Source organism: Anabaena sp. UHCC 0451 (assembly GCF_034931405.1).
In the GTDB taxonomy this organism is placed as follows: Bacteria; Cyanobacteriota; Cyanobacteriia; order Cyanobacteriales; family Nostocaceae; genus RDYJ01.
Map to the genome: position 1 here is coordinate 28,267 of NZ_JAYGHA010000020.1, position 1,152 is coordinate 29,418.

1 protein-coding gene is annotated in these 1,152 nt (G+C 37.2%); it reads left to right on the plus strand.

The window, feature by feature from the left end; translation table 11 throughout:
• Positions 1 to 18 precede the first annotated feature (18 nt).
• The gene (locus VB694_RS15105) at positions 19 to 1,044 is read left to right on the plus strand and encodes an ABC transporter permease (protein ID WP_323361146.1); all 1,026 of its coding nucleotides are present in this window, start codon (positions 19 to 21) and stop codon (positions 1,042 to 1,044) included.
• Positions 1,045 to 1,152 lie beyond the last annotated feature (108 nt).

Genomic DNA, 1,152 nt, shown 5'->3' on the forward strand with positions numbered 1-1,152 from the left:
TCCTGACTCCTATAAAATATGTCTCGTTCAAAAGCTTTACAGTATTACATTGTTTCCCGGTTGCTTTTTGCGCCACTGCAACTATTAACTATTATCACCATTGTTTTTCTTTTATTAAGAGCCACACCAGGAGATCCAGCAGATGCAATTCTTGGTGGACGTGCGCCAGAAAGTGCCAAAGAAGAGTTAAGAAAACAACTAGGTTTAGACTTACCTATTTGGTTGCAATACCTCAATTATTTAGGACATATTTTTCGTTTTGATTTGGGAACTTCCTTAACAAGTCGGGGTCAAAATGTGGGAGAAATAATTGGTCAATATTTTCCCGCTACAGTAGAGTTAGCAGTTTGTAGTATGCTGGTGGCTTTAATTGTAGGGATTTTAGTTGGTACGCTTTCCGCTTCTCGTCCAGGAACTTATTTTGATGTCGGTGGGCGTTTATTTGGGATTATTACCTATGCACTCCCCATGTTTTGGGCGGGAATGTTATTACAATTAATATTCTCAGTGCAACTGCGTTGGTTTCCCAATTCAAACCGGTTTCCTCCTAATCTTCCTGCACCTACAAATGTTACTGGTTTATATACAATTGATAGTTTATTAAGTGGCAATTTCAGCCAATTTTTGACAGCTTTACATCATCTTGCTTTACCGAGTTTAACTTTGGGAATTTTACTGAGTGGTATTTTTGAGCGTATTGTCAGAGTTAATTTAAAACAAACATTAAAAGCTGATTATGTAGAAGCTGCTAGAGCGCGAGGAATTTCTGAAAATAAGATTTTAGTCTCCCATGCTTTAAAGAATGCCTTAATTCCTGTAATTACGGTTTTAGGTTTAACATTTGCATCTTTATTAGGTGGGGCAATTTTAACAGAAGTGACATTTTCCTGGCCGGGGTTAGCAAATAGATTATATCAAGCGATTTCTGACCGGGATTATCCCACAGTTCAAGGTGTGTTAGTATTTTTTGGAGCAATTGTTGTGAGTGCGAGTATTTTGATTGATATTCTCAATGCTTATGTAGACCCAAGAATTAGATATTAGTTAAGTTGGTTGGGTTGACGCAAGGAAATTTGCTTTAGTATCTGCGGAATGTGGGTTAAAAATATTTAATCCTGAAAATCTTATCATCCTGGATATCCTGATTCAGAC

What these genes read in the sequence shown, in the direction of transcription:
- VB694_RS15105 (WP_323361146.1), top strand. Translation starts at nt 19, where the DNA reads ATGTCTCGTTCAAAAGCTTTACAGTATTACATTGTTTCCCGGTTGCTT.